This is a genomic window from uncultured Roseobacter sp., assembly GCF_947499265.1.
Lineage (GTDB): Bacteria > Pseudomonadota > Alphaproteobacteria > Rhodobacterales > Rhodobacteraceae > Roseobacter.
The window spans coordinates 16636-34313 of the sequence record NZ_CANMNK010000013.1; the positions used below are offsets into that span (position 1 = coordinate 16636).

A 17678-nucleotide genomic window follows, 5' to 3' on the forward strand; every position below is an offset into this window, starting at 1 on the left:
CAGTCAATGAACTCTGCATTAAGGGAAAATTCTACCCCTGTTGCGCGCCCGTGTTCTCCTTATCTCTCAGGCATATCGACGAAGCCATGATCACGAATTGATCTTGGTCCGTCCACGGATAGCGACACCGTGGCCTTCGGGTCTGCGACCGCCGCCATTGCCGCAACCTTCGCGCGGCCACGGGTTCTGAAGCGCCTTGATGCAGCAGAAAGGAAAGAAGGTGACAACATGGAGATTTTCGAGACGACCTTGAGGGATGGTGAGCAGCAGGCCTTCCTCCACTTTACGGCCCGGCAGAAAGGGGACCTTGCCGTTTTGCTCGAACAGCTCGGCGTTGATGTGATCGATGCCGGGTTTCCCGCCGCCAGCGCGGTGGACATGGACGGTGTCATGCAGATCGCTGATCGGACAGACACCGTCAAACTCAGCGTTCTGTCCCGACCGATCAAGAAGGACATCAAACGCGCCTTTGAGGCCCTGAAAGGGGCAGAGCATCGATCTCGGATCGCGACATCCGCACGGCCTTTCGATCTTCTGTCATCGTCCGCAGGTTGGGCTGGTCGCGCCTACAGCAAGACGATTGATCGCTCTTGTGATCTGATGAGCGAAGCGCGCAGCTACTTTCCGGAAGCGCAATACTATCTGATTTGCGCCGGAAACCGCGATCCGTCTTTTCTCATGGATCTGAGTGCGTCAGCCGCCTACGCGGGGGCCACGAACATTGTGGTTGCCGACACGCTCAGCACCATGGAGCCCAATGGGTTTGCCAAGTTGGTTGGCCGCATCAAGGCTGCCTTGCCCCCCGGTACGACGCTGGGCGTTCATTGCCATAACCTGCTGGGGCTGAGCCTCGCAAACTCGATTACCGGGATCAGGGCGGGTGCGACCCAGGCCGAGGTAACCATCGGCAATACCGGCGATGGCGGCGGCAATACTGCTCTGGAGCAGCTCCTGGCCTATGCCGCCTATTTTGAAGCCGACGATCCGCGGTTCGCCAATGGCTGCAAAACACAGATGATGGCCGAGGTCGTGCAGGCGTTCAAGGAACATACCGGGATGCAGTTTTCGCCGAACAAACCCCTGGTCGGCGATATCAGTTTTCTGGTCGAAACCGGGATCCACCAATCCATTCCGGCAGAGATCATGCAGGATGTGTTCTCCCCAGAAACAATCGGCCGTCGTGCAGAGATCGTCATCGGGCGACATAGCGGCATTGCCGGCATTCTGGATCAACTCGACAGGATGAACCTGCACCCCGCGAATGTGGACCGACAACTGCTCTACCAGCACGTCATGCGCGCCGCTCAGAAGAATGGGTCCGTCCCAAATCGCGAACTGGGTCAGATCGCAAAATCGCTCATTACAGAAACCAACCTCGAAAGACCCTGATCTCTGTCTGATCAGGCGTCGTTACACCGGAGGACCCGACATGGCCAAGAAATCTGCGAAGTCACAAGAACCGGAAGACCTCAAGCTGATGCGCGATCTGCGCCGCTTTATCCGGACCCGGGGCACCGCATATCTGAGGGACCCAAATGTCACGTCGATTGGCATCGGGCGCAAGAATGGTGACGGGGAGATCAGCGTTGTTTTCACCGTGCGCGAAAAGCTTGGCGTGTCCGCATTGGAGAACCTGGGGTCAAAGGCGCTTCCCGAACGGATCGATACAAACGGGCGGTCTGTTCCGACCGACGTCGTGCAGCGCAGCTTCAAACCGGCCTACAGTATCGTCAAGCGTGGCCCTGAATCTGTGCTCAAATCGCGGCTCGATCCCTTGGTGCCGGGGGCCAGTGTCAGTCATCCCGATGGAACGGCGGGGACGCTGGGGGCGATCGTGTTCGACGCGGCCAGCGGCGCAGCCTGCATCCTGTCAAACTGGCATGTTTTGCATGGTGAGACCGGCCAGATCGGCGACAAGATAGTTCAACCCGGCCCCTTCGATGACAACAACACCGAAGGCAACACCTGCGGCACGCTGTTGCGCAGCCATTTGGGGGTCGCCGGGGATTGCGCGCTTGCCCGGATCGCAGAGCGCGACTTTGAACGCACGGTCTACGGTCTTGATACCGTCCTTACACAAATGGCCGATGTCGATCTGGGCGATACCGTTGTAAAGACGGGACGCACCACCGAGACGACATATGGCATCGTTCGGCGGACGGATGTGATCGTTCAGATTGATTTCGGAGATGCCGTTGGCGCTCAGAATATTGGCTGTTTTGAGATCGGACCGAACCCCGATCTTCCCGCCGCTGACGGTGAAATAAGCATGGGCGGAGATTCCGGCGCAGTCTGGATCATCTCTGAAGAGGAAAAAGCGACGGATATCTTCGCGGGGTTGCATTTCGCCGGAGAGGGCGACGCCAGTCCCGATGAGCATGCGCTGGCCTGCTATCCGGCCTCGGTTCAGAGCAAGCTTGGCTTCACGCTGGTCCCAGCGAACGCGCAATCGTCAAAGGATCACGCGCTGCCTCAGGAGGACACCCTCGGCTACGACGCGGACTTTCTGGGGCTTCCCGCGCCGATGCCGGAACTGTCGCTTGCGCTGAAACGCGATGCCGTGAATTTCGGAAAAGGACAGACGATCCCCTACATGCATTTTTCGGTCTGCCTGAGTGCCGCCCGCCGACTGGCACGGTTTGTTGCCTGGAACACCGATGGCGCGCGGAAAGTGCAACTTGGGCGCCATGGTTTTCGGCTGGATGATCGTATTGAAGCGAAATACCAGCTCGATGACACACTTTATGCGGACAACAAACTTGATCGCGGGCACATCGCACGCCGCGCCGATCTGGCCTGGGGAGAGATCGAAGACGCGAAGCGGGCCAATCGGGAATCCTTTTGTTTCACGAACATCGCGCCACAGCACGAGAGCTTTAACCAATCCGGACGGGGCGGCATTTGGGGACGCCTTGAAGATCTGATACTGGAAGAAGCCGATGTTCAGGACATCCGCATTTCTGTTCTGGCGGGACCCTTGTTCGATGATGACGATCCCAGCTACCGCAATGCCCTGATCCCCCGCAGCTTCTGGAAGCTGATCGCCTACCGCGGCACGGATGAGGCTCTTCGGTCAGCGTGCTTTATCCTGTCGCAAAGCGATTTATTGAACGACATCGAAAGCCTCGATTTTGACCCATTTCGGCTCTTTCAGGTTTCTGTTTCAGAACTCGCTCAACAAACTGGGCTGGGGTTCGATGCCTATCAGAATGCAGATATCACGCGTCACCCCGAACGACTGAGTGACGCCAGCGCCGAAACCCTAAGTGATATCAAAATTGGTGTCGCGATGCGGGAAATCAGGCATCAGAAAGATCTGGCATTTTAGGTGTTTGTTCAGCAATTCGGTACCGGAACGCCGCGAGATAGCCTGTCCTCGGCCACCGGACGGCTGCTGCTACGCATCATAGCAAAATGACATCTTTTCCCAGCACCACTACGCTTTGCGATCTGATCGTGGTTAGTGGGTAGTCCGGAAATGTGGAGTTTTACCTCAGACTGATCGAGCCAGAACCAGGGCTTCAACGCCTGTTGATTCAATTTTCCAGCAAGCACAGCAGCCGCGGATTAGGCCTGATCAATTATACTACGGACACTTGCAACCAGATGCACCCGCAGGTCCATGACGCTCATTTACCCATGATCCTCTTGCGGCGTTCCTGCATTTTCTCATTGGCCTGGATCGTGCCGTCATGGAACGACCCGAACCACTTGTCCCAAGGGATCTCAAGGCTGCCATAGTTACATTCGAAATAGCGATGATGCATTTGGTGATGGAAGGTGCCAAGCGCGAGGCGGTTTTTGTCGTTCACCAGCAAACCCTGAAAGCCCGTATGGGTCGTGATGGCCGTCAGGAAGTAATACTGCAGATGGAAGATGATATGCAGCGGGTGAGCCCCGATCAATAGATGGATGAATACCGAACCGAGAAAAATCATCTGCTCAATCGGGTGTTGTGACATCCCCGACCATGGTCCCACGTTGATGTTGCGGTGATGCAGATAGTGAACGTGTTTATACAGGAACGGAATGTGGATCGCGCGGTGAATGATGTAGAAGTAAAAGCTTTCCCACACCGGTATAAAGAAAAAAATTGCCACAAACCAAAAGGGATTGGCGTCCCAGCTGATCATCGAGATATGCCCATTGGCGAGGGCCCAGAACAAGACGGACTCATAGACAGTCCAGACAATCACCCCGGTGCCAAGCGTCCAGAACATGTTGTCCCGCACCTGCCCCCCCAGCGTAAATTGCCGCCCACTCACCATAAGCGGCCGGGGGTCATACTTCAGCTGTTTGCCTTGCGCGGAGTATGTGTAGAACCAAAGATGCAATGATCCCGCGACCAGAAGCGTCAGCAGAAAGTTCCGCACGTAAATCTGTGTAATCCAGCCAATTTCGAACGTTTTGGTGGTTTCGAGTGACGGCTGGAACCACAAGTAACAGGCAACGGCAATCCCGACGATAATCAACCGCTCAGAGATCAAAAACCAGGAATTCCAGAACCAAGTTGCGATTTCGACCGGCTTGGGCGGCCAGACAAACACGGGCGAGACCTTGAGCGGTAATTCGGGCAGATGGTTCCACCCTTTCAACTGTTCCTCGGACATTCGCATCTCGCTTTGATTTACAGGGCAAAGATTGACGGATTTCAGTTCATGCGGCAAACAGAATGAAATGATGAATAACATCTGATTTTCAGAGGTATTATGACGGTTTCCCTACGTAGCATGCGATATTTCAACGCTGTCGTGGCACATGGCAGCATTGCGCAGGCGGCGGCTGAGTTGAACATTGCGGCTTCTGCAGTTTCGGCTGCCGTTGATCAGATTGAGGAGCAGTTCCAACTCAAGCTGCTCAACCGGTTCCGCTCTCGCGGGATTACGGTAACGGCAAGCGGCAAAGTGATGGAACGTAAGTTCGCCCGCCTTCTTGAAGAATATGACGCAGTTTTGACCGAAGGATCAGAATTGAAAAATGCCCTGAAGGGAGATCTTCGGATCGGGTATTACGCACCCGTTGCGCCCGCATTTTTGCCAGAAATCCTGCTGTCCCTTACGCAGTCGCATTTTCAGACAACCATTCATTTGGAAGAATGTGACAATAACCGTGCACAGGAAGGCCAATTGGCGGGCGAATACGACGCAATCCTGTTTGTCTCAGACGGCGCATTGCCGCAAATCGAGTATGATGTATTGATCGAAGCACCTGCATATTGCCTCGTGCCAGCAGACCATCCACTTTCCCAAAAGATATCGGTAAGCCTGAGAGAGCTGGCAAAGTCGAACTTGATCGTTCTCAATCGCCCGTTCGCTGTGGACTATTATCGACAGCTCTTTGGCGTAGCTGAAAATGCGCCGGAAACGATTGCATACGCAAACTCAACAGAAATGGTGCGCAGTTTGGTTGGCGCGGGCCATGGCGTGGCCGTGCTAAACATGTTGCCCTCAACAGATGTGAGCTATGCAGGTGACCAGCTTGTTGCACGACCGATCACCGACCCGCTGCCACCCCTCACTCTCTCATTGGGCTACGACAAATCCAACCCACGTCGGATCGTCGAGCAATTTGTGGAAAGCTGCAAAAGTTACTTTCTCAATGCTGACGGCCGTAGACATATTGTTGCTACCTAGCCGACCGATTAGACTTCGATCAAAATCTGACCATGCACTTCAATCGCTTCAATGCGCATATCGTGGAAAGCGCGGCGTCACAAAGCGCACCGCGCTTTCAGCCCGTCAAAGCATCACTTTTGTGTCGCGACAGCAAAGAATGGGGTTCTGTCTGCTTCCAACAGCACCCAGCATCCACGCAATGCGAATACCGTCCAAAAGAAGATGCCGAAAAGCTTCCCCGAGCCATCCATCATCGGCACATGGAATTGCGTGCCTTCGAGCATATCGCCGACGATGCTGCAGGCAAATCCCAACCCCGACAGAATAAGCAGACCAGCGCCGATGAATGAAATAACAGCGCGAAAAGTTCCGACCCAAAGGCCAACGAGGCAGATGTAAACAGCAAAGATAACGACCTCATCTATCCCGAAACGAGGGTAGACCATCTCATGCATCAACAAGAGATCATCGGCCACCAAAATGCCGGTGATCACACTCTGAGACAGCAGGAACAGACCAAGCCTAATTGCGCGCTTGTGAAACATAACGAGAGAAATAAAACCCGTGACGGCCCAGGCGGCGCACCAAATGACGATCCCTAGGTTTGATACGATGCCCAGGTAGGGCGGGAATTGTCCGGTTCTCATTCTTCTAACGGCTGAGTAGGTGTCGCGGAATGCTTGGCCGCGCATCTCAACCGATTGGTTGGCGAGAATGATGATCACGAAAAGCGGCACGACGGCGGCCAGCACGAACAGCCACAGAGGTGTGACATGGGCTTTCTCAGATGATGATTGAAGGTGTTGTGAAACCACTCGGAATTCGTTCTCCATTGCCTAGGGTGATGAGGAAAAAATAATTTACTTCAAGCAGTTAAGTAAGTCAAACAATGCTCACCGAAACGGGTGAGCGTGCCCGTATGCCACCTCTGATTTCCGGAACGCTTCGGGCTCAAGGCGACAGTCCAATGGAGCCACTCAAATTAGCTCGATAGCGATCTCTTTTTGTGGGTCACTTTACATTTCTTGGGATTTATCTGCCGGGCTTCAACTGACATCCTCATGCTCGAACAACCATCTTGTTCCTTGGCAAACACAAAGTCATCTTGCTGGAAATTTGCCATATCGGCAGTATTAGGGCCATGGATAACTAGCGAATTGTCACCGCATGACACAGTCAAGTCGCCCTACAAGCCTTGCTCGCTCAACCGTTCATAGGTGTTAATTCCCAAAGCGACAGGTCAAGTGTGTCAATCCCGGGCTCAAAATCAAAGGTTTGATCAAACACACCGCCGTCATCAATTGACCCGGAAAGGAACAGGGTCTGAACCACCCCAGAGCTACTGAACCGCCGTAAATCAGTGCGCGCGCATCACAGCTGCACGCCTTTGGTCAGCGCGCCGTCGATCACGAGGTTCGTTCCGGTCGTAAAGCTTGAACAAGGGGCCGAGAGAAAGGCGACGCCGGCGGCGATCTCCTCCGGCGTGCCCATGCGGCCGGTGGGGTTCAGTGACATGGCCTCGGCGAATAGCTCCGGATTACCCTCTTCGATCTGCGCCCAGATACCGCCGGGAAAATAGGTGTTGCCGGGGGAGACGGTATTGGCCCGAATGCCATGCCCCGCCAGCTTGTAGGCCAGCCCTTGCGCATAATGCACCAACGCGCCCTTGAACGCGCCGTAGGCCGGACCGGTGAAATCGATCTCGCGGCCAGAGACGGAGGAGATCAGCGTAATCGCCGCATGATCGGATTTTTCCAGCCAGGGCATCGCGGCATTCACCAGCCGCACCGAATGCATCATGTCCGTCTCGAAGCCCGCTTGCCACGCGGCCTCGTCATCAGCCACCGCCAGGGCGGAGACATTTGCGATCACGATATCGATCCCACCCAGGGCGTCGGCGCTTTCGGACACCCAGGCTTCCAACGCGCCCTTGTCGGCCACATCCACCGCCGCACCAAAACAGGTGGTGCCATGAGCCTTCAACCCTGCCACCACGGCGTCAACCTCCTCTGCCTTGCGCGCGCAGATCGCCACATTGGCGCCCTCGCGCGCCATCAAATCGGCACAGCGCTGCCCGATCCCCTTGCTGCCACCGGTGATGAGGACATTCAGTCCCTTCAATCCCAAATCCATGATTTTTCCTCATTCAAACCAGATAGCGTTTCAGAATGGAGGCCCCGACCGAGTATTTCGGATCAACCATATTGCCCAACCGGACCTTGCCGCACATGGTCAGCAGCATATAGGCCTCCTCCTCCGATTGGCCGGTTTCAGCCGCGACCCAGCGGACCAGCTCGCGATACGCGATGCGCGCGGCGTCCTCCAGTGGGCGGGCACTGCCGATGAACATCATCGCCTCTTCCGTCTCCAACTGCGGCCAGGCATTGCCATGGCCTTTGATCAGGTCGATCTGCAGCACAACCGTTGCGGGGATTTCCAGCGCGACACCGCAAAGCTCTCCATCGCCTTGAATGGCGTGGCAGTCGCCCACGTATAGATAGCCGCCAGGCGTGTTCACCGGCAGGTAGATGATCGCGCCCGGTGCGACATCCGGCAGGTCCATGTTGCCGCCGTAGTAGTCGGGCTGCAGCGAGGAGATCGCCTCGATCTCAGGTGCCGTGCCGATGGTGCCGATAAAGGGTTCATAGGGCAACGTCAGCGTATCAGACCAATGCACGCCCGCCTCATCAACCACCACTTTCTTGACGATTTCGGGCAAGGGCGCGTTCAACATCGCGGTCTGACCGGTTGAGACAAGACCGCCAAATTCCGGGATCAGACAGGTGGTGCCGACAGGCTGCGGCCCCCGCGGGCTGACAGAAATGATCCGTACCGCGAGCGCGTCACCCTTTTCCGCCCCGCGCACGTGGATCGGGCCTGATTGCGGATTGAGAAACGGGAATTGCAGGATTTCTGACGGTTTGTCCGCCGCGCTGAGGATCTTGCCCTCAAAGGCGTCGTGGGTCTCCACCGTGACAACCGCACCGGGATCAACCTCCAGCACGGGATCGGCGTAGGGTCCGTAAACATAGTGAAACGTCTTCTGATCCTCGATGGTTAAGCTGTGTGCCGCCCCTGCGACACCAGCCGCCACGCCCTTTTTGCCCATGAGTGAGTGATCGAGCCAGTCCATATGTCAGCCTCCCTTGATTGATCGTTGTGCCGTCGTCCATTTCATCTGCTGCGAAGAAGGCCTCCCCATGATCGCAGCGCAATCGGGTGCCCGCATTCACGCCACCTCCACGGGAAAACGCTCACCCGCTACCGGTGCGCGCCCGGGCAGCCATGTCTCATGAATATGCGACCAAGCGACGCCAAGCGGTGCATTTTCATCGGCAGTGTAGAGCGCGGTGGAAAGCCTGGCCGAGCTTTCATCGCCCAGATCATGCCTCTCCTCGTAACTCACCAGTGCATGGTCGCCCCATTGGCGCAGCACCAGCGCATTTTCGACGCGGATCACAAAGGCATTGCCCTGCGCAGCAAGTACGCCATGTATGGCCTCGAACTCCGTGAGCAATTCGGCGCGTTCCGTAATCGTCCCGAGCGGGCTGACCACCCGGCACGGATCGGCCAGCGCGTCGGCAAAGGGCGCGAAACCTTCAGCGGTGCGTGGCAGCGTGCCGCGCAGCCAGTCTTGCAACACAACATGAAGCCGGTGCGCCTCTTGCACGCAACGCTCGGCAAAATCATCCACCGGCGGTGACCTCCTGGCAGGTATGCAGGATCGCCTCGCCCTCGATCAGCACCTCAGCTTGCGCAAAGAACCGGGCGACAGCGTCTGATGCGTTATGGACATCCTTGGCCGCCTTCGTGGCAAACCGCTCATAGGTCGTGAAAACAGCTGGGTCATCAAGGCTTTGCGAGACATGAAACCCGAGCGTCTCAGGCTCATGAGCGGCGACGTGGTCTGCCACCTCCAGAAGTGCGCGGCGCAAGGCGGCTTCCTGACCTGATTTGGCGCGGATGATGGCCGTGATGGTGATCATAAGGTCTTCTCTGCAGGTTCTGCCCCGGGCCAATCGCAACGCTGATCGGCCCGGGGCGTTTGCCTTATTGTGCGGGCGTCAATTCGGGCGACGCCGAAGCGGGTTTGGCCACCGTCCCCGTCCAGTCCACTGTCGCCTCAAAGGCCGCGGCCGCGGCATAGATCGTGCTTTCGGTGTAATCCGCACCCGTCAGCATCAGGCCCACTGGCAGACCATCGACCTCACCGCAGGGGATCGACATCGACGGATGTCCCGTCACATCAAACTGCGAGGTATTCGCGATCATCTCAAAGGCGCGGGCGATCACTTCGGAGATGGGCGCGCCCGGTTCCGGCAGTTTGGACGCGGTGATCGGCAGGGTTGGCATCAACAACAGATCGTAGTCGGCAAAGACCGCATCATAAGCCGCTTTGACCTTGCGCGACAGGTTCTGCGCCTTGGCATAGTAGCGCCCGTTGTAATGATCGATCCCGTATTGACCGATCAGCATGCAGATCTTCAGGCTCTCGGAGAGGTCATCCGCCTTGCCGCGCCAACCGGCATGGAAGTCCATCAGACCAACGTCATAGGCGCCTTTCCAATTCATTCCCATGCCGTTGCCCTGCATCATCTGCCACTGCAGCCCTTCGATCGCAATCGGGCCCCAGACGGCAGCGGCCAGCAGATGCTCGGGGATCGAGATTTCTTCGACCGTGGCACCCAATCCGCGATAGGTCTCGGCCGCCTCCTTCACCGCATCTGCCACGCCCGGCATCATGTTGCCCGCGACAAACCCTTCCTTCAACACGCCGATTTTCATGCCCGCCACGCCGCGATCCAGCGCGTCGGTGTAGCTGTCGACCTTCGGCGCGTATTGGCGCGGGTCCAGCCCGTCCGCGCCCGCCAGCACTTCAAGCATCAGCGCATTGTCAGCAACGGACATGGTCATCGGGCCGGTGTGATCGATCGTACTCTCGATGGGCATGACGCCGGTATAGGGTACAAGCCCGTGGGTCGGCTTCATGCCCGCAATCCCGCAGTAGGACGCGGGCATTCGGATGGAGCCGCCCTGATCACCGCCGATGGCCATATCGACCTCGCCCGCCGCGACTAAGGCCGCGCTGCCCGAGGAGGAACCGCCCGCAGAATACCCCATCTTGCGCGGATTATGCACCATGGAGGGTTTCGAGGTGTGGCTGCCCCCCGAAAGGCAGAAATATTCGCAAACGGCCTTGCCTTCGATGGTGGCACCTTCGTCCAACATCCGCGTCACAATGGTCGCATCCGCCACCGGCACGAAGCCTTCGAGTGTCGAGGCGCCGTTCGTCATCGGTACGCCCGCCAGCGCCACATTGTCCTTGAGCGCGACCGTCTTGCCCTTGAGCTTGCCGTCCGCCGCGCCCTTCACCTCGACCCTGCGGGCCCAGGCGCCGAAGGGGTTTTCGGCGGCGGATGGCGCATAGCCGGAAGTCCGAGGATAGGCCACGGGCGGCGTGAAATCAGGCTCGGCATCAACAACATCATAGGCATCCAGGTTGGGCTGCATCAGCGTGTGATACTCCTCCGCCTCGGCCCGCGTCAGGGTCATCCCCAGCCCCTCCGCTATCTCTAGAACCTTTTCAACTGTGGGTCTCGTGATGGTCATGGATTGTCTCCTCTGGGTCAGTTTCGGGTCGTCATGGCGGCTGGTGCACCGCCGGATCAGATGCTCAGGCCGTTGTCATCCCGACGAATTCGGCAACGGTTTCCGGGTTCTTGAGGTCGTGTGGCATAAGCTCGCCGGTGATCGCGCCTTTCTGGATGATCAGCACGCGGCCGGACAAGGCGGCGATGAAATCGAGGTTTTGCTCCACCAGCACCAGCGACAGCCCGCGGCTGCGCAGCGTTTTCAGCGTCTCCACGATCTCCTCCAGGATTGAGGGCTGAATGCCCTCCGTCGGCTCATCGAGCAGCATCAGTTTTGGCCGGGCGCAAAGACACCGGGCGAGTGCCAGCAGCTGCTGTTCTCCGCCTGACAGCGCGCCGCCTCGCCGGTCGAGCAGCCGCTGCAGGCGCGGAAAAAGGCTCAGGATGTCATCGAGCAGAGCGGGGTCTTCCTCCGAACTGCCCGCCATGCCCATGCGCAGGTTTTCGTGCACGCTGAGGTCTGGGAAGATCTGCCGCCCCTGCGGCACCAGCCCCAGCCCTGCCAAGGCGCGTTTGTGCGGCGGCAGCCCCGTGATGTCCTGTCCGTTGAACCGGACCGTCCCGCCCGTCGCAGGCAAATGGCCCATCAGCGTGTTCATCAGCGTGGTCTTGCCCATGCCGTTGTGGCCCAGAATGCCGAGGAACTCACCCTCAGCGACATTCAGCGTCACACCTGCGAGGATCGGAATGCGGCCATAGCCGGACCTGAGCGCGTCGACGTCCAAAATCATGCCGCCAGCCCCTTGCCCAGATAGACATCGCGCACGCGAGCGTCTTCGAGCACGCGCGCCACGTCATCTTCGATCAGCACCGCTCCCTGATGCAGCACCGTCACCGTCCTGGCGATCATCTTGATGAATTGCATGTCATGCTCGACCACGATCAGCGCGCGCGACTTGTTGATCTCCAGGATCAGCTCGGCTGTCCGCTCCACCTCCTCGTGGGTCATGCCGGCTGCTGGTTCATCCAGCAGGATCAGCTCCGGCTCGCCAGCCAGAACGGTCCCGATCTCCACCCATTGCCGCTGCCCGTGCGCGAGTTGGCCAACCTCTTTGGTCGCGATCCCGGTTAGGTGCAGTTGGGTCAGGATCTTCTCCGTCAGCTCGGTGGCAAATCCCGGCGTATGTTTGTGACGTGCGGCAATCCACAGGTTTTCCTGCACGCTCAGCGCGTTGAAGACATTGGGCACCTGGGTCTTGATCCCCACGCCCTGACGCGCGATTTCATGTGGGCGGGCGCCGGAAATATCCTGACCGCGTAGGTGCACATGCCCTTCTGACGGATGCAATTGACCGGTGAGAAGTTTGAAGAAGGTGGACTTGCCCGCGCCATTCGGCCCGATCAGGCAGCGCAGCTCGGATTCCTTGAGGGTGAAATCCACCCCATCGACCGCGGTGACCCCGCCAAAGCGGATTGTGAGACCGCTGGTTTGCAACAACGGCGCGCTCATGTCTTCACCTTCACGCTGACCTCGGGCGGGGCCGTTTTTTCTTGCCCCAAGCGCAACATCACCAGATCGCGCAGGGTCGGCGCGATGCCCTTGGGCACAAGCAATACAAAGACGATCAGGATCGCCCCAAGGATGAAATTGGCATCCAGCGCCTGTTGCGCGCCGATCTCGGTGACCATCCATTGCAGCAGCAAACAGCCGATGACCGGTCCGATCAACGTACCGCGTCCGCCGATGATGACCCAGATGATGATCTGCGCGGAGAGGCCGAGAGCAAAGATCGTGGGGCTGACGAAGGCACCCCAATTCACGTAGAGCGCACCAGCAAACCCGGCGATGGCCCCGCCGATCATGAAGGTGATGAGTTTGTAGATGCGTGGGTCATAGCCCAGCAGCGCCGCCCGGGTCTCGTTTTCACGGATGGCGATGATGATGCGGCCAAAGGAGCTGGCGATCAGCAGACGCAGCCCCAGATAGACCAGGATCAGCGCGATGCCCGTGACCATCCAGGCCTGCTCCGGCGTGAGGATGTAGCCCGGGTTGCCCGGCAGGTTGAAGGTCGGCACCCCCGGCATGCCGTTGAATCCGCCAAGCCGCGCATCCCCGATCTTGTAGAAATCGCCCGCCGTGGAATTAACCAGATTAAACAGGATCAATGAGACCGTGAGGGTGATCACCCCTAGATAGACGTCACTGATCCCACCGTAGATCATGAAATAGCCCAGAAGCGCCGCAAAGATCACAGGCACCAGAATGGCCAGTAGAATCGCAGGCGTGCTGTCGCCGAAATTGATCGCCGAGACCGCGTACGCGTAGGCGCCTAGACCAAAAAAAGATGTCTGACCAAAGCAGAGGATGCCGCCGTAGCCCCAGATGAACCCGAGGCTGAGCGCCAGGACGGCCATGGCCGCAAAGACGGTTAGCTGCATGATCTGGAAAAGATCGACGTAGAGCGGCGCGGTGAGGATGAAGGCCGCAGCCACCGCGGATCCGACAAGTGCCCCGATCATGCCGTTGAGAAGATGCATCACAAACGTCCTTTGAAAAATCGGCCTGAAATGCCGGTGGGCAACATCCGGATCAGGATCACAGCAGCGATGAACAGGATCACCTCGCCAAAGACCGGTGTGGTCAGGAAGGCCGCGATCTGGTTGATGAAGCCGAAAAGGCCAGAGGCCGAGATCAACCCCCAGAGGATCGAGGTACCGCCGCCGACAACGGTGATGAAGGCCTTGGCGATATAGGCGGCCCCCATGGTCGGGACCACGCCTGCGACCGGGGCAAGAAGACCGCCCGCAAGCCCCGACATCGCCGCCCCGGCGCCGAAAGTGGCCATATAGATCCGGGCCGGATTGACCCCCAGCGTCGCCGCCATATCGGGGTTCTGCATCACCGCGCGGGCGATGAGACCAGCTCGGGTATAGCGCATGACGGCCCAGACAGCGGTCATCAGCAGGATGGCCATAAGCGCCAGAAACGGCGTGTAGAGGCTCGATTGATAGGCCCCGACCTGGAAACCGCCCAAGGGTGAGGACACCCCCACGATCGTATTACCAAAAATCATCGTCGTGCCGCCGACGATCACAAGACTGAGACCCCATGTCGCCAGCATCGTATCCACCAGTCGGCCATAGAGAAACTGGATCAGGCATCGCTCGACGATCACACCGACAAGCCCGACGAAAACCGGCGCGATGACCAGCATCGCAAACCAGATGTTCACCCCCGCCGAGACCGACAGCACCGTGGCATAGGCCCCGAGCATGAGGAATTCCCCATGCGCGAGATTGATGATTTTCATCATGCCAAAGATCACCGCAAGACCAGCGCTGATCAGCACCAAGGAGGCAATGCCACTGATGACGTCGAGCCCGACGATGATGGCGATGTCCATAGCCCGCCCCTCAGATATCGATGATGTAGTGGGTGGTGTCGTTCGGATTCGCTTCGAGATCGCAGACTGCCGCAGTATCCAACGGCTCCTGTTGCTCAAAGGTCTCCAGCACGTTCCACTGGCTGTTTTCAACTTCGGCGAGGAAGGTATTCCGCGTCACGTGGTGGGTCTTGGGATCCACCACCACCTTGCCGCTCGGCCCGTCGAACGAGAGCCCCGTTTCCAGTGCTTCGATCACTGCCATCCGGTCGACCGAGCCCGCCATTTTGACCCCTTCGGCCCAGAGGTGCACGCCCTCATAGCTCGCCGCCGCCAGTTCACTGACATAGGGCGTCTGTGCGCCATGCCGGTCTTTGATCGCTGTGACGAAGGCCTGGCTTGCCGGTGTCTGCAGCTCTTCGAAATAGCCGTAACTGCCCAGCACACCCTTGCTTTCGGACGCTTCCAGTGTCGCGGGCTCGTTCACCAAACCGAAGGTCGTAGAGGCAATGGGAATCTCATCCTTCAGTCCCGCAGCAGCCCACTGACGATAGAACGCGGTGTGGTTGCCGCCGACCATCGCCGACAAGAGCAGGTCCGGTCCGGCCGCCTGGATCCGCGAGATCGACGGTCCGAAGTTGGTCACGTCGAGCGGGAAGAAATCGGTTGAGAGCACCTCGCCGCCATGGTCTTCGACGTATTTGCGCATCCACTTCGCGGTGATCTGGCCATAATTGTAGTCCGCCGCGATGATGTAGGCTTTCTTGCCCCAGAGGTTCATCGCGTAAGGCACCAGTTTTTCCACCGTCTGGGCGGGGGTCGTGCCAGTGTTGAACGTGTTGCGGTCGCAGACGCCGCCCTCATAAAGCGTGTTGTAGAAGTAGAGGGTCCGGAACCGGCTGAAGATCGGACGGATCGCTTCGCGCGAGGCGGAGGTAATGCCGCCGTGGATCACATCGACCTTGTCGCGTACCGCAAGCTGCTGCGCGAATTGCGAGTATAGCTGGATGTTGGATTGCGTGTCATAGTTGATCAGCTCGACCTCACGCCCCAGCAATCCGCCTGCGGCATTGATCTCCTCAACCGCCAGCATGATGGCATAGACCATGGGCTCGCCGGTGGCCGCCAGCGGCCCGGCCAGATCGTGCAGGCTGCCCAGTTTGATGGGGCCATCCTGCGCCCGCGCCATGCTGCCGATGAGCGAAGGCGCTGCGAGCGCGACCCCACCAGCGGCAGAATTCCGGATAAATTTACGGCGTGAGAGTGTCATCTACGTTTCCCTTTTGTTGGTCGGCGTCTCTTGGTCTGCTGAGACTGTTCTGTGATGGATCGTCCGCCCTGCGCCGGGAGCAGACCCGTTGGCGCAGGACCGTTTCAGCGGCGGTGTCACTCCGCCGTCATTTTTTGAAAGGAGAGCTGTTCGACCGCAGCAGCGGCCCGGTAGAGCGTTTTTTCCTCCAGCTTGCGCCCGATGAACATCGCACCGATGGGCCGCCCGTCATCGGTGGTGCCCGCAGGAACGGAAATACTCGGGTGCCCTGTGGCGCAGGAGGGCGCGGTGTTCGGGATCATTGCAAAGGCGCGCTCGACAATCGTCTCACGACTGGCCTCCGGGCCGGGCAGCGGGTGCGTCGCCATTGGCGTTGTCGGCATCAGCAGCACATCGCATTTGGCAAGCAGATCGTCATAGGCCGCAGTCAGCAGCCGATTGAGGTTCTGGGCCTTGCCGTAGTAGCGCCCCTTGTGGCGCGACGACATGTAGTGCCCCATCAAAAGCCCCAACTTCAGCGTCTCCGACATCTCATTGGCCCGCGCTTTCCACCGCGATTGCTTCTCCAGCAGGCTTTCCAGAAACACCCCTTTCATGTTGGTGCCATAGGCGTTCTGACGCATCATCAGCTCTGTCGCACCTTCGAGGAAAATCGGTGTCCAGATGGCAGCCCCTGCCGCGTGCAGCGGTATGGAGACCTCTTCAACCTCGGCACCCTGCGTCCCAAGCCGCTCGGCCACCTCGTGAATGCGGGCATCAACTTCCGCCTCGCCACCCGGGTGACCGAAACCTTCGGAAACCACCCCGACCTTCAGGCCGCGCGCGGGCATCCCCATGCCTTCGGAATAGGCTTGGCTGGGCGCGCCGGTCTGGCGTGGATCAAGCCCATCCGGGCCTGCCATGACCTCCAGCATCAGCGCATTATCGGCCACGGTCCGGGTGATTGGTCCTGCGTGATCGACGGTCAGTTCGACCGGGAAGATGCCGGTATAAGGGACGAGACCATGGGTTGGTTTCAGCCCCACAACGCCGCAGAAAGACGCGGGAATACGGATTGACCCACCTTGGTCACCTCCCGTCGCCATATCTACGATTCCCGCGGCAACCAGCGCTGCCGAGCCCGAGGAGGAACCGCCCGCGTTGTGGCCAGGCACGACCGGGTTTTCCACCGGCCCGCTGGCCGAGGTGTGGCTGCCGCCAGACGCGCAATAGTATTCGCAGACCGCCTTGCCGTGAATATCCGCACCGGCCTCCAGCAGGCGGGTGACAATGGTCGCATCGGTTTCGGGCACGTACCCCTCGAGGATTGTGGAGCCGTTTTCCATGGTCACGCCGGCAACGTTCACATTGTCCTTGATGGCCACGGTCTTACCCGAAAGCTTGCCACCAGGCGCGCCTTTGATCTCAGTTTTGACGACCCAGGCGTTGAACGGATTGTCGGCAGGATCGGGTCTGACACCTGGCGACCGCTCATATGTCACCGGCGGCAGCGGGCTTTCCATCTCATCCACGAGATCGTAAGCCTCAAAAAGCCCCCCCATCAGGCCCAGAAAAGAGGCGCTATCCTCAGCACTCAGCGCCAGACCCAGCTCGGCTCCCGCTGCGCGGACATCTGAGGCTTCCGGACGGTCTATCATCCTAATGGCTCCCATTCTTTCAGCGCCGCCCAGACATGCGTCTTTGGCGGCTCAATCCGTTTTCGCTGCGTCCAAATGATAAGCATTTGACGCGTAATACTCTGACTTAACTAAATAAAATGAAACAGTCGCATCTTGTCGCGCGCCTCTGCCTCATGCACTCCCGCTGTCCAGAAACAACT

General features: G+C 58.6%; 17 protein-coding genes. 3 read left to right on the forward strand and 14 right to left on the reverse strand.

Features of this window, described 5'->3' with window-relative positions; all coding sequences use genetic code 11:
- The first annotated feature begins 129 nt into the window (after positions 1-129).
- Both Q1A63_RS24045 and Q1A63_RS24050 read left to right on the forward strand, forming a co-directional pair.
- Positions 130-1389, forward strand: coding sequence for a hypothetical protein (locus Q1A63_RS24045; RefSeq protein ID WP_298976396.1), 1260 nt, complete (start codon positions 130-132; stop codon positions 1387-1389).
- Between the two features lie 40 nt (positions 1390-1429).
- Positions 1430-3328, forward strand: a complete 1899-nt coding sequence (locus Q1A63_RS24050; RefSeq protein WP_298976397.1) for a DNA/RNA non-specific endonuclease — start codon at positions 1430-1432, stop codon at positions 3326-3328.
- A gap of 8 nt (positions 3329-3336) precedes the next feature.
- Here Q1A63_RS24050 and Q1A63_RS25710 read toward each other — a convergent pair whose 3' ends face one another.
- Together Q1A63_RS25710 and Q1A63_RS24055 are read right to left on the reverse strand one after the other, a co-directional pair.
- Complete coding sequence (locus Q1A63_RS25710) at positions 3337-3555, reverse strand: oxidoreductase C-terminal domain-containing protein (RefSeq protein WP_366524398.1); 219 nt, start codon at positions 3553-3555, stop codon at positions 3337-3339.
- A 74-nt stretch (positions 3556-3629) separates the two neighbouring features.
- The gene (locus Q1A63_RS24055; protein WP_298976399.1) at positions 3630-4610 is read right to left on the reverse strand and encodes a sterol desaturase family protein; all 981 of its coding nucleotides are present in this window, start codon (positions 4608-4610) and stop codon (positions 3630-3632) included.
- Between the two features lie 120 nt (positions 4611-4730).
- Here Q1A63_RS24055 and Q1A63_RS24060 point away from each other — a divergent pair, with 120 nt between their 5' ends.
- Positions 4731-5633, forward strand: a complete 903-nt coding sequence (locus Q1A63_RS24060) for a LysR family transcriptional regulator (RefSeq protein WP_298976400.1) — start codon at positions 4731-4733, stop codon at positions 5631-5633.
- Between the two features lie 113 nt (positions 5634-5746).
- Here Q1A63_RS24060 and Q1A63_RS24065 read toward each other — a convergent pair whose 3' ends face one another.
- The 12 genes from Q1A63_RS24065 to Q1A63_RS24120 all read right to left on the reverse strand — a co-directional run bounded on the left by Q1A63_RS24065 (position 5747) and on the right by Q1A63_RS24120 (position 17496).
- The gene (locus Q1A63_RS24065) at positions 5747-6448 is read right to left on the reverse strand and encodes a hypothetical protein (protein ID WP_298976402.1); all 702 of its coding nucleotides are present in this window, start codon (positions 6446-6448) and stop codon (positions 5747-5749) included.
- Positions 6449-6986: 538 nt separating this feature from the next.
- Positions 6987-7748, reverse strand: a complete 762-nt coding sequence (locus tag Q1A63_RS24070; protein ID WP_298976404.1) for an SDR family oxidoreductase — start codon at positions 7746-7748, stop codon at positions 6987-6989.
- Positions 7749-7761: 13 nt separating this feature from the next.
- Entirely contained in the window at positions 7762-8748 is a 987-nt protein-coding gene (locus Q1A63_RS24075) for an acetamidase/formamidase family protein (protein ID WP_298976405.1), read from the reverse strand.
- Positions 8749-8844: 96 nt separating this feature from the next.
- A complete protein-coding gene (locus Q1A63_RS24080; protein ID WP_299632643.1) occupies positions 8845-9309 on the reverse strand; it encodes a hypothetical protein in 465 nt (154 codons plus the stop codon).
- Positions 9302-9601, reverse strand: coding sequence for an antibiotic biosynthesis monooxygenase (locus Q1A63_RS24085; protein ID WP_298976407.1), 300 nt, complete (start codon positions 9599-9601; stop codon positions 9302-9304). Before Q1A63_RS24085 ends, Q1A63_RS24080 begins: the two co-directional genes overlap by 8 nt.
- Before the next feature lie 64 nt (positions 9602-9665).
- Positions 9666-11225, reverse strand: coding sequence for an amidase (locus tag Q1A63_RS24090; RefSeq protein ID WP_298976409.1), 1560 nt, complete (start codon positions 11223-11225; stop codon positions 9666-9668).
- 64 nt (positions 11226-11289) lie between these two features.
- Complete coding sequence (locus tag Q1A63_RS24095; protein ID WP_298976410.1) at positions 11290-11997, reverse strand: ABC transporter ATP-binding protein; 708 nt, start codon at positions 11995-11997, stop codon at positions 11290-11292.
- On the reverse strand, positions 11994-12716 hold the full coding sequence (locus Q1A63_RS24100) for an ATP-binding cassette domain-containing protein (protein WP_298976412.1): 723 nt from the start codon (positions 12714-12716) through the stop codon (positions 11994-11996). The genes Q1A63_RS24095 and Q1A63_RS24100 overlap by 4 nt, the downstream gene beginning before the upstream one ends.
- Complete coding sequence (locus Q1A63_RS24105) at positions 12713-13744, reverse strand: branched-chain amino acid ABC transporter permease (protein WP_298976414.1); 1032 nt, start codon at positions 13742-13744, stop codon at positions 12713-12715. The genes Q1A63_RS24100 and Q1A63_RS24105 overlap by 4 nt, the downstream gene beginning before the upstream one ends.
- On the reverse strand, positions 13744-14610 hold the full coding sequence (locus Q1A63_RS24110; RefSeq protein WP_298976415.1) for a branched-chain amino acid ABC transporter permease: 867 nt from the start codon (positions 14608-14610) through the stop codon (positions 13744-13746). The genes Q1A63_RS24105 and Q1A63_RS24110 overlap by 1 nt, the downstream gene beginning before the upstream one ends.
- A 10-nt stretch (positions 14611-14620) precedes the next feature.
- Positions 14621-15859, reverse strand: a complete 1239-nt coding sequence (locus tag Q1A63_RS24115; protein WP_298976416.1) for an ABC transporter substrate-binding protein — start codon at positions 15857-15859, stop codon at positions 14621-14623.
- A gap of 116 nt (positions 15860-15975) precedes the next feature.
- Positions 15976-17496: an amidase gene (locus Q1A63_RS24120; RefSeq protein ID WP_298976417.1), complete on the reverse strand. Its 1521-nt coding sequence runs from the start codon at positions 17494-17496 to the stop codon at positions 15976-15978.
- Between the last annotated feature and the right edge of the window lie 182 nt (positions 17497-17678).

Excerpts from the sequence above, each read along its gene's own strand:
- Q1A63_RS24075 (WP_298976405.1), bottom strand. The coding sequence starts at position 8,748 with ATGGACTGGCTCGATCACTCACTCATGGGCAAAAAGGGCGTGGCGGCT.
- Q1A63_RS24070 (WP_298976404.1), bottom strand. The coding sequence starts at position 7,748 with ATGGATTTGGGATTGAAGGGACTGAATGTCCTCATCACCGGTGGCAGC.
- Q1A63_RS24050 (WP_298976397.1), top strand. The coding sequence starts at position 1,430 with ATGGCCAAGAAATCTGCGAAGTCACAAGAACCGGAAGACCTCAAGCTG.
- Q1A63_RS24055 (WP_298976399.1), bottom strand. The coding sequence starts at position 4,610 with ATGTCCGAGGAACAGTTGAAAGGGTGGAACCATCTGCCCGAATTACCG.
- Q1A63_RS24120 (WP_298976417.1), bottom strand. The coding sequence starts at position 17,496 with ATGATAGACCGTCCGGAAGCCTCAGATGTCCGCGCAGCGGGAGCCGAG.
- Q1A63_RS24085 (WP_298976407.1), bottom strand. The coding sequence starts at position 9,601 with ATGATCACCATCACGGCCATCATCCGCGCCAAATCAGGTCAGGAAGCC.
- Q1A63_RS24065 (WP_298976402.1), bottom strand. The coding sequence starts at position 6,448 with ATGGAGAACGAATTCCGAGTGGTTTCACAACACCTTCAATCATCATCT.
- Q1A63_RS24110 (WP_298976415.1), bottom strand. The coding sequence starts at position 14,610 with ATGGACATCGCCATCATCGTCGGGCTCGACGTCATCAGTGGCATTGCC.
- Q1A63_RS24060 (WP_298976400.1), top strand. The coding sequence starts at position 4,731 with ATGCGATATTTCAACGCTGTCGTGGCACATGGCAGCATTGCGCAGGCG.
- Q1A63_RS24095 (WP_298976410.1), bottom strand. The coding sequence starts at position 11,997 with ATGATTTTGGACGTCGACGCGCTCAGGTCCGGCTATGGCCGCATTCCG.
- Q1A63_RS24105 (WP_298976414.1), bottom strand. The coding sequence starts at position 13,744 with ATGCATCTTCTCAACGGCATGATCGGGGCACTTGTCGGATCCGCGGTG.
- Q1A63_RS24100 (WP_298976412.1), bottom strand. The coding sequence starts at position 12,716 with ATGAGCGCGCCGTTGTTGCAAACCAGCGGTCTCACAATCCGCTTTGGC.
- Q1A63_RS24115 (WP_298976416.1), bottom strand. The coding sequence starts at position 15,859 with ATGACACTCTCACGCCGTAAATTTATCCGGAATTCTGCCGCTGGTGGG.
- Q1A63_RS24090 (WP_298976409.1), bottom strand. The coding sequence starts at position 11,225 with ATGACCATCACGAGACCCACAGTTGAAAAGGTTCTAGAGATAGCGGAG.